Raw genomic sequence first — 9,479 nt, 5'->3', positions numbered from 1 at the left:
GACCGTTTGACCCCGCCAACCCATTTCGTTCCGTGTGAGCATTTCTACCTGCTCCGCGAACCGCACATCATCAAGATCTCGGAGCATTTCCGGGCCGAGATCGACCGGGTGGTCGCCGGGCTGGCGAAGACAGGCTGACTGCGACGGACTGAGCACTCCGTTCGCCTAGCGGCGGTCGGCTGCGTAGGTCACCCTGACGTCGGTAAAGCCCAGCGCGCCGAGTAGACCGCGCAGCATGGCGGTGGTGTTCTTCCTGCCCAGGTCGAGCACCTGACCGTCCGTCTTCGCCGCGTCGGTCATCCGCGCCGACGCGGTCCGGTAGAGCTCCTGGTCGGTGCCGACCCCACCGAACAACCCGCCGACGCGGTTCAGCGCGCCGCGCTGGCGGGCCACCACGTAGCTGTGGTCGAGATCCAGCTCGGGCCTGGACAGCGTCGGGTTCGGCAACTCGATGGTGACCACACGACGGTCCGGGGAGACGGTGACCGCGTCCTTGCCGAGCGCACCAAAATTGATCACCGAGTCGACGGTACCGACCCCGACGAACAGGGTGCGCTCGCCGCGCAGCGCATCAGGGATCCACTTGCTGTCCTTCTCGAGGTCGACCACCACCTCGAAGTGGGCGCTGGCGGCGTGATAGTCGCTCAGCTCTTCCAGGGAACGCAGCACCGCCGGGGAACTGCGGTCGACCGTCCTCTCCTCGAACGGGTTCGGCAGGCTCGGCCGCCATCCCGCCACCAGGGCGATGCCGGCGAGGACGAGCACGATGACAGCGACGACGGCGATCAACCGCAGTGGGCTGAGTCGGGACGACGGAGACCGCAGAGATCGCGGAGACCGGGTCGAGCGGGTGGGCCGGTCCAGGCCGGACTCGTCGTTCATGGGCGTCTTCTACCCGAAATGGCCGGCAACCACGCCGATGTCGGCGCTATGACTCTCCGGGCGCGATCGTGGAGCCACGCTGGGCGGTACGGGCGAGGATGATCGCCGTACGGTCGTCGCCCTGCCGCCCGGGCGCGTACCGGCGAACCGCGTCGAAGGCGTCGTCGAGCAGCGCCACCGGCGTGCGCGTGGGATCGCGCAGGATCTCGGCGATCAGCCGGTGCAGCCCGAACTGCCGCCCGGCCTCGTCACGCGCCTCCACCAGTCCGTCGGTGTAGGCGAAGAGCACGTCGCCCGGTTCGAGCCGCAGCGTCTGGATTCCCCACGCCCCGGGCTCCGCGAGCAGGCTCGACATCAACGGGCCCGTCGGAGGCAGCCGAACGACCTGCGCCGTTTCCAGCCGGGAACCGACGATGGAACCGGCTCCCGGCACCCGACCGGACCCGGGGCCGGCACCGTTCGCCCCATTCCCCGGCCCGCAGGCCGATCCAACAGCCTGCGCAGATCCAACAGCCTGCGCAGATCCAACAGCCTGCGCAGATCCAACAGCCTGCGCAGATCCAACAGCCTGCGCAGATCCAACAGCCTGCGCAGATCCAACAGCCTGCGCAGATCCAACAGCAGCCGCCATGATGGATCCGCCCGCCCCGTCACCGGGGCCGCATCCCGGCCGGGCGGGATCGCGGGGTCCGACCAGGTGAGCGGTCGGAGCGGGTATCTGCGGTGAGGATGCCTCACCGGGAAGCACCGCGTCCGCAGGTACCTTGCCTGCGGGCAGCTCACCCACCCACACCTCGCCCACGGGCGACTCGCCCGCCGACGCCATGTTCCCGGGGTTCCCGGGCACCGCCCGGCGCAGCAGTAGCACGTCGGGATGACCGGCGTTGACGTAGTACAGGTCCCCGGTCCGCGGGTCGACGACGGCAATGATCGCGGTCGCGAACATCTCTTCGATCTCGCCGAGGTTGTCCACCGTCCACTCCAGGGCCCGACCGGGATCGATCTCCGTCGACAGAGCCGCGTCGAGCAGTTGCTTGAGCCGCAACGCGAAGACCCCGGCCGCGGCTCCATGACCGGAGACGTCACCGACCACGACGGCGACCCGCCCGTCGGGCAGCTCGAAGGCGTCGTACCAGTCCCCGGCAAGTTCGCCCTCGGCCGGATCGACCCGGCCGTGCAGGACCAGGCCGCGGGCCCGCAGGAGCGAGGGCGTGAGCGCGTCCCGCAATGCGATCACGGCGGGTCCCTGCTGGGCCAGGGCTTCCCACGACCGCTCGTTCTGGCGGACAAGCCGCACCAGCTGGGCGCGCATCGTCTCGACGTCGGCGGCCAGCTCCACGATCTCCTTGGGGCCGACGGAGGGGATCCGGGTGTCGTAGCGACCGGCGGCCACCGCGTTGACGGATCGCTGCAACGCTCCGATCGGGCGGAGCAGCCATCGCCGCGAGATGATCATAATGGTTAGCAGGAAGCCGAGGATGACGAACATCGCGCTGGCCAGCGAGCTCAGCAGCAGCACGGAGGCACTCTCCACCCGCCCGGACGCCTCGACCTGCTCGCGGTCGATCGCCGCGGCGAGCTCCGCGACCTCGCGGCGCAGCAGGTCGAAGTCCTGGCGCGCTTTGGTGCGCACGATATCCTGGGCGGCGGCGGTGTCTCCTCTCGCCATCGCGGCCAGTTTCGGCTGGACAACCTCGCGACGCCAGTCCCGGTACGCCCAGCCGACTTCCCCGTGCTGTGCGCGCAGCGCGGGGAAGTCGGCCAGCAATGCGTCCAGCCGTGCCGTCAGGACCGGGATGGACCTGGCGGACTCCTTGTAGGGGACCAGGAAACCCCGGTCCCGGGTGATGATGTAGCCACGCAGAGCATTCTCCTGGTCGACAAAGTCGGCCAGGAGCATCGCGGTGGTGGTCGCAGCCGGGTCCAGATGCCTGCTCCGCTCCGTCGCGGCATGACGTGACCGCAGGGCGGAGACCACGGCCAACACCAGCATCACAATGATCGAGATGCTGGCGAGCAGCGTCAGCACCCGGATGCCACGCCGAAGGCCAGCCGTCTCACCCATGTGAAGATTGTCGTCCAGCCGTCGGGCGCCGGTTGTGTCGGGTGACGTGTGGGGTCCCCCGGGGGGCTCGTACGACAGCTACCCCATCTCGCGGCTGGAACGATGAGCGCCGCACTGACTGTGCCGCGCCGGATGATCGCAAACCTCGGCGACGACGCGGACCTGCCCTGGCCCCGGACTTTCGCCAATGATCGTTTGATGACATGTCGGAAATGAGCGAAAATGACGATACGTCGTCACTCTTTCGGACGAGGCGGAAACCTCCGGGTTCCCACGGCACCGAGCGCTCCGGAGTGCCGGGAGCTGGAACGGTGCCCGTGGTCCACTCGTTAGGCCTGCTGAGCTCGGCGGATCCCGAGCCGGGGACTGGCCCGGCCGCTGCGGTGCCCGGTGCCGACGGCGCCCAGTGCGTACCGCCGGTCGGCGCGGGAGTTCGATCAGCCTCCGTGCTGGTGCCGACCCCGCCAGCGGCCGCGCATGTGGTCGACCACGACGGCCTCCGCGGGCACGACTCCCATGGAGCACGGTGGATGACGGAGTCACGGTGGAGGGTAACGGATCGACCGATCTCGGGAGTTGAACGCATGATCTGGGAGGCTGTCAGACGATGACTTCGGGTTCGGTCACCGAACCGACGCACGCATCGAACGTGGCTGGCCGCCCCCGCGGCGCGGCGCGGCCCCCGCGGCTGGCCGGGCGATCGCCCGAGGGCCCGACCGAGGCGGCAATCTGGACCCGCGGGCTCGGCAAGCGGTACGGCGATCGGGTGGCGGTGGACCATCTCGACCTCCAGGTGCCGCGCGGGACGCTGTCCGGTTTCGTCGGCCCGAACGGGGCCGGGAAGTCCAGCACGCTACGCATGCTGCTGGGGTTGATCCGCCCCACGGCGGGCCAGGGGTACGTGCTGGGCGCGTCGATCTCCCATCCGGCCCGCTACCTGGGCCGGGTCGGGGCGATGATCGAGGGCCCGACGTTCCATCCCGGGCTGTCCGGCCGGCGCAATCTGGACCAGCTCGCCCTGCTGCGTGGGATCGGCGGGCGGCGCCGCGCCGATCGCGCGCGGCGGGTCGGGGAAGTCCTCGCACAGGTGGGCCTGACCGAGCGAGCCGACGACCGGTTCACCGCCTACTCCCTCGGGATGAAGCAGCGCCTGGGCATCGCCGCCGCTCTGCTGCCCGATCCCAACCTGCTCATCCTGGACGAGCCGACGAACGGCCTCGACCCGGCAGGCATCCGGGAGATCCGCGCGCTGCTGGGTCAGCTGGCCAGCAGCGGCATGACGGTCTTCATGTCGAGCCATCTACTGACCGAGGTCGAGCAGATCTGCGATCATCTGGTGATGATCAATGGCGGGCGGATGCTGTTCCAGGGGCACGTCACCGACCTGCTCTCCGCCGAGGATCCCCGGATCCTCATGGTGCCCGAGCGGGACGACGACGCCCGCCGCCTGGCCGGGCTCCTCGGTGAGACCGGCCTTCGGGTCGAGATCGACCTCTGCCCCGGGCCGTCGTGCGACGCGGGAGTCGGCGAACGCCATCCGGTGGTGACCGCCCACGCCCGCGAGGGAGTGGCCGCGGACCTCAACCGACTGGCGATGCGCGCCGGCATCACCCTGCGCTCGCTGCGCACCCATCGGCCGAACCTGGAGGAGACCTTCCTGCGCGTCACCGGCGAAATCGACGGCGACCTCGTCCGTTTCGGGCACACCCCGGACGGCAGTGTGCCCGCCGTGGGAGCCGGGCTCGACCCGGCCCAGAGCCGTGGAGGTGCCACATGATCACGGCTTTCCGCGCCGAATGGGTGCCGCTGTTGCGGACCCGGTTCCTGCTCGGGACGCTGGGGGCGGTCATCGCCTCGGCCCTGCTCGGCACCGTTCTGACCTTCGTCTCGGTGGGGCACAACGACTTCGATGGCGACCCCGTCACGGCCAGCGGGCTGTCCGCCGCGAACGGCGTCGCGCAGGGGGTGCAGGCGGTCAGCATCCTGCTCGGCGTGGTGGCCCTGTCCGTCGTCGCCGCGTCGCTCGCAGGCGACCATGCGCACGGGGCCCTGCGCAACCAGCTCGTCGCCCAGCCGCACCGGCTCCGGCTTCTCGCCGGCAAACTGCTGGCTCTGGCGGCATTCGTGGTCCTCGTCATCGCCGTGGCGACCGTGGTCTCGGTCGCGCTGTCCTTCGCGCTCGCGCCGCTGAAGGGGGTGTCGACGGCCGCCTGGAGCAGCGCGGCGGGGCTGGCCGAACTGAGCAAGAGCTTTGTCAACCTGTGCGCCGGATCGCTCGGTTACGCCGCGCTCGGCGCCCTGGCCGCGATCGTCTTCCGCGCGCCTGCCGCGGCGATCGCGGTCGCGGTCGCCTACGCGCTGCCGGTGGAGATGCTGGTCACGCGCATCTACGGTCCCGCCCGGGCCTGGCTGCCGGTGCAGCTGATGGAGGCGATCGCCACCGGTGGCTTCGCCGTCGCCACGCCCTACGCCGACGCGCTGCTGCGCGGGCTGGTCTACTGCACCGCGATGGTGCTGGTCGCCGTCGTCCTCTTCTGGCGCCGGGACATGACCTCATAAGGAAACGTTATAAGGGAGCGTTATAAAGGAAGATTGCGTCAGGGAGCCCAGCGCAGGTGCTGGGTCCGTTCCGGGTCGAGCTGTTCGGCCCGGGGAAGCCAGCGCAGCGGCTGGGTCGGCTCGGAGTCCGCCGTGCCGGCCGCTGTGGTCAGGGGCCCGGCCGCGGGCCGGCCGGTGCCGCGGCGGCCGTCGACCGGGAATTTCCCGTTGAAGATCTTGCGGAGGAAGGGTGACCGCAAGATGACGAAATGGTGGATGGCCAGGGTCACGCCGAAGGTGAGGGCGGTGACCAGGAGCATCTGCGGCCAGCGGAGGCTCGGGTCCAGCGAGAGCAGCGTCGCGATGGCGTAGATCCAGAAATAGTGGAAGAGGTAGACCGTGTAGGAGGCGTCGGAGAGGTAGCGGACGGCGGGCCGCGGGCCGGGGACGAGCCGGCTGGCAAGGGCGAAGAGCGTGGCGGTGATCGCGATGGTGAAGAGGGTCCTGCTGAGCACCAGACCGGTGGATGAGGTCAGCACTCCACCCCAGTCCTGATTGGCCGCCAGCAGCAGGACGCCGGCCACGGCGAGCAGGATCGGCGCGGGCCGCTGAAAGGACGGCAGGATTCGCCGCCGATCCAGGTAGAGGAGCACGCCGAGGAGGAAGAACGGCAGGAAGTCCAGCGTCTCCTCGACCGGGAGGTCGAGGGGATCGGAACCGATGACGGGAGTCACCGCGGCCCGGTACCCGCCGCGGATGAGGATGGTGGTCACGATGACGAGTGAAATGATCGTGGCCATGACGCGCAGCCGACCGGTGGTGGCCCGCCGGTAGAGGGAGCTGGCCACAAGGCGGGATATGACGCTCACGGCCGCCGGGGTGCACAGCGCGTAGGCGAGCAGCACCATGAGGAACCACAGCTGCAGAGGCCAGCGCAGCTCGCCCACCGGCTCGGGGACGATGTTTCCACGCAGGAAGTCCAGGAACGAGACGTCCGGGTTGTGGAAGTTGTAGCTCAACCAGAGCGCGGTGGGATTGAACAGGACCAGGGTGCACAGGAATGGGATTCCCACGCTGGCGAGCCTGCGATGCACGGTGCGCGACGGCCCATACTTCCCGACGAGCATCGCGGAGAGGAACCCGGAGATCAGGAAGAAGTCCGCCATCCGGAAGAGGCCGGAGGCGTGGGCGATCCCGTGGAAGAACGGGTCGTCACCGAGCGTCGAGGCATGCACGAAGACGCCGCCCAGCATGAAGACGGCGCGCAACGCGTCCAGGTGGTGGTAGTGCCCGCCCGGAGCGGACGGCGCCGCCTTTCGCCCCACGATTCCTCCACCAAGGCTGCCGGACCGCTCCGAGCCCCTACGGGCAACGCCCTCCGGTGAAGACGTGGCAGGCGTACATCGTACGTATCATGAATGATACGAAACGAGAGGATTGCCCCGAGCTCCCAGGGACCCCGAACTCCCGAAGCTCAGTGCCCGAACACGTCGGAGTCGAGGGCGTCCGCCTCCCCCGCGGCGCCCCGGTCCAGTCCGGAGATCGCGGCAATCTCCTCAGCGGAAAGCGTGAAGTCGAAGACGTCGATGTTCTCTGCCAGGCGCCTGGGGCTGGCCGACTTCGGCACCACCACGATGCCCAGCTCGATGTGCCAGCGCAGGGCGACCTGCGCGGGGGTGCGCTCGTGCGCGGCGGCGATCCGCGTGATCACCGGTTCGTCGAGCAGCCCGGTGCCGGCGCCCAGCGGGCTCCACGCTTCCGTCACGATCCCCTGCTCCGCGTGGTAGGCGCGGATCGCGGACCGGCCGAGTCGGGGATCGAGCTGGATCTGGTTCACGTCCGGCACGACACCGGTCTGGGCCAGCAGCCGGTCGAGGTGGGTCGTCTTGAAGTTCGACACCCCGATCGCGCGCACCTGGCCGTCCTTCAACAGCTCGACGAGCCCCTTCCAGGCCTCGACGTACCGATCCCGCCACGGGTTCGGCCAGTGGATGAGGAGCAGATCGAGGTAGTCCAGCCCCATCCGGCGGGCGCTCTCCACGGCGGCCCTGCGCACGCCGCGGACGCTGTGCGAGCGTTTGTTGAACTTCGTGGTGACGAACAGCTCCTCGCGGGGCACGCCGGCGGCGCGTAGTCCGGCGCCCACTCCCTTCTCGTTGCCGTAGTTGTGCGCGGTGTCGATCAATCGGTAGCCCAGCCCGAGCGCCTGTTCCACCACCCCCTGGACCTCCCGGTCGTTCAGCGGCCAGGTTCCGAGCCCGAGCCTGGGCATCCGGGCACCGTGCGCGAGCGGGACGGTGGGGACAGGCGAAAGCACCACGGGCGTAGGACCTCTCTGGTACGAAGATCTGGTACGAAGAGATGCCGGGCACCCGACGGGATCCGCGCTCCGGCCGGCCTTCGAGCATCCGGGCGACACGGCCGCGATGGATGTGGTACCCACGTCGGCGAGCGAGACCCGGGGAAACGGGTCCGAAGACCCGGAGGGCAGACTGCCAACATGAGCACCGCCAGGGACGACAGACTCGCGGTACGACTACCCGAGGATGAAGCCGAGATCATCCGCTCGGCCGCGGAGGGTGAGGGCCTGTCCCTTGAGGACTTCGCCGTCGAGGCCATGAAGCGATACGCGCGAGAGGTTCTCGCCGACCGCCGCCTGTTCCGCGTCCCGGATGCCGACTGGAGCAAGCTCGAGGCGCTGCTCGACGCGCCGCCGCCGCACTCCCCCCGGCTGCGCCGGCTCCTCGACAAGGAACCGGGCTCGGAGCAGCAGGAGTAGCCGGAGCACCCCGCCACCTCTGCCCGCCTCCCGATCGGCCGACCAGTCGACCGGCGATCCCGACGCGGTCCGACGCGGCCCCAAGAAAGGATCCTACGCAGTGCCCCTCGCCAAGCCCGCGGCCCTGTCCGAGGGCCCGGACCGGCTCACCTTCAACAGCGGTGACGACCTGCTCGACGGCTGGCTGCGCCACCACGCCCTCGAACACCAGCAGGACCGGACGACAAACACGTTCGTGATCGTCGACGGTACCCGGATCACCAGCTACTACTGCCTGGCCACCGCGGCCCTGGAACGGATCCCCGGTTCACGCCGGTGGTCGCGCCGGTCCACCGAACCCGTTCCGGCGATGTTCGTGGGACGGCTCGCGGTCGATGTCCGGTACCAGGGCCGCGGGCTCGGCGCCCAACTCGTCCGGGACGCCGTGATGCGGTCGCTGACCGTCCATCGCATGGTCGGAGTGCCGCTCCTGCTCGCCCACGCGATACGGCAACCCGGCCGGGCGTTCTACCGCCATCTCGGCTTCCTCGGCACCCGCGTCGACCCCTACCTGCTCGCGCTGCCGCTACACGCCGCCGCCGGCGGGGGCTAAGCATCGCCGGCCGCCGCTGGCCCCCGCCGAACGCCGCTGGCCCCGCTGGCCGTCCGTCACCTACCCGTCACCGAGCAGCACATCCAGATTGACGCGCAGCAAACACTGATCGAGCTTGAACGGGGGGTACGGCCAGGGCAGGCCGTCGAGCACCAGCTGGTTCACCGGGAGCCACAGGCTGCGCCGGCGGGCGTCGACCGCGCCGCGGCGCACCCCGACATACCGGGTCGCGGGGCCCCGCAGCCTGCTCAGCCCCACGTCGATCGGCCGGTCGGTGCGGAAGGTCATCCGCGTGCCGCGCCCCGCCGGCCGCACGACCTGCACCAGGCCGTCGAGCCCGGCGAGCAGCACCGCGCCGGTGGCCGGATCGACGGTGATGCTGCGCACCAGCCCACCCCGGTCGGTGCCCGTGACCAGGTAGTCGGGGCGGTTGGCGATGCCCCAGGTGTCGACCGGCCAGTTGCTCGTGGCGGGGGCCCGGGTCACCAGGCCGCGTTCCCCATCGATCTTCGGGTGTAAGTGTTCGGTGATGTCGTGGGAGGGCTCGCCGAATGCCCGGCCGGCGTTGCCGGTCGGGTGCTGTCGGTGAGGCGAGTTAAGGCGCGGGTCCGTCGTGATCGGGG

8 protein-coding genes and 1 pseudogene are annotated in these 9,479 nt (G+C 69.9%); 4 read left to right on the top strand and 5 right to left on the bottom strand.

Annotated features, from left to right (window positions below; all coding sequences use genetic code 11):
- Positions 1 to 165 precede the first annotated feature (165 nt).
- On the bottom strand, positions 166 to 882 hold the full coding sequence (locus AC08OX_RS10805; protein WP_476607688.1) for a DUF4230 domain-containing protein: 717 nt from the start codon (positions 880 to 882) through the stop codon (positions 166 to 168).
- Between the two features lie 46 nt (positions 883 to 928).
- Entirely contained in the window at positions 929 to 2,947 is a 2,019-nt protein-coding gene (locus AC08OX_RS10800; protein WP_476607687.1) for a PP2C family protein-serine/threonine phosphatase, read from the bottom strand.
- Positions 2,948 to 3,554: 607 nt separating this feature from the next.
- On the opposite strand from AC08OX_RS10800, the gene AC08OX_RS10795 reads away from it, so the two are divergent.
- Positions 3,555 to 4,724, top strand: a complete 1,170-nt coding sequence (locus tag AC08OX_RS10795; protein WP_476607686.1) for an ABC transporter ATP-binding protein — start codon at positions 3,555 to 3,557, stop codon at positions 4,722 to 4,724.
- Positions 4,721 to 5,506 (top strand): ABC transporter permease subunit, encoded by a 786-nt coding sequence (locus tag AC08OX_RS10790; RefSeq protein ID WP_011435620.1) that lies wholly within the window; start codon positions 4,721 to 4,723, stop codon positions 5,504 to 5,506. Before AC08OX_RS10795 ends, AC08OX_RS10790 begins: the two co-directional genes overlap by 4 nt.
- A gap of 38 nt (positions 5,507 to 5,544) precedes the next feature.
- On the opposite strand, the gene mdoC is transcribed toward AC08OX_RS10790, so the two are convergent.
- The gene (gene mdoC, locus AC08OX_RS10785) at positions 5,545 to 6,810 is read right to left on the bottom strand and encodes a glucans biosynthesis protein MdoC (protein ID WP_476607685.1); all 1,266 of its coding nucleotides are present in this window, start codon (positions 6,808 to 6,810) and stop codon (positions 5,545 to 5,547) included.
- A gap of 149 nt (positions 6,811 to 6,959) precedes the next feature.
- The gene (locus tag AC08OX_RS10780) at positions 6,960 to 7,805 is read right to left on the bottom strand and encodes an aldo/keto reductase (protein WP_476607684.1); all 846 of its coding nucleotides are present in this window, start codon (positions 7,803 to 7,805) and stop codon (positions 6,960 to 6,962) included.
- A gap of 180 nt (positions 7,806 to 7,985) precedes the next feature.
- Here AC08OX_RS10780 and AC08OX_RS10775 point away from each other — a divergent pair, with 180 nt between their 5' ends.
- Positions 7,986 to 8,264, top strand: coding sequence for a type II toxin-antitoxin system TacA family antitoxin (locus tag AC08OX_RS10775; RefSeq protein WP_476607683.1), 279 nt, complete (start codon positions 7,986 to 7,988; stop codon positions 8,262 to 8,264).
- A gap of 100 nt (positions 8,265 to 8,364) precedes the next feature.
- Complete coding sequence (locus AC08OX_RS10770; RefSeq protein WP_476607682.1) at positions 8,365 to 8,856, top strand: GNAT family N-acetyltransferase; 492 nt, start codon at positions 8,365 to 8,367, stop codon at positions 8,854 to 8,856.
- A gap of 60 nt (positions 8,857 to 8,916) precedes the next feature.
- On the opposite strand, the pseudogene AC08OX_RS10765 reads toward AC08OX_RS10770, so the two are convergent.
- Positions 8,917 to 9,479, bottom strand: a pseudogene (locus AC08OX_RS10765) (hypothetical protein); the annotation flags it as partial.

Source organism: Frankia sp. CoBUL1, from assembly GCF_978021245.1.
Note: the sequence above shows the minus strand (reverse complement) of the source record. Positions and strands in the feature narration are given on the sequence as shown.

Excerpts from the sequence above, each read along its gene's own strand:
- AC08OX_RS10805 (WP_476607688.1), bottom strand. The coding sequence starts at position 882 with ATGAACGACGAGTCCGGCCTGGACCGGCCCACCCGCTCGACCCGGTCT.
- AC08OX_RS10800 (WP_476607687.1), bottom strand. The coding sequence starts at position 2,947 with ATGGGTGAGACGGCTGGCCTTCGGCGTGGCATCCGGGTGCTGACGCTG.
- AC08OX_RS10795 (WP_476607686.1), top strand. The coding sequence starts at position 3,555 with ATGACTTCGGGTTCGGTCACCGAACCGACGCACGCATCGAACGTGGCT.
- AC08OX_RS10790 (WP_011435620.1), top strand. The coding sequence starts at position 4,721 with ATGATCACGGCTTTCCGCGCCGAATGGGTGCCGCTGTTGCGGACCCGG.
- AC08OX_RS10775 (WP_476607683.1), top strand. The coding sequence starts at position 7,986 with ATGAGCACCGCCAGGGACGACAGACTCGCGGTACGACTACCCGAGGAT.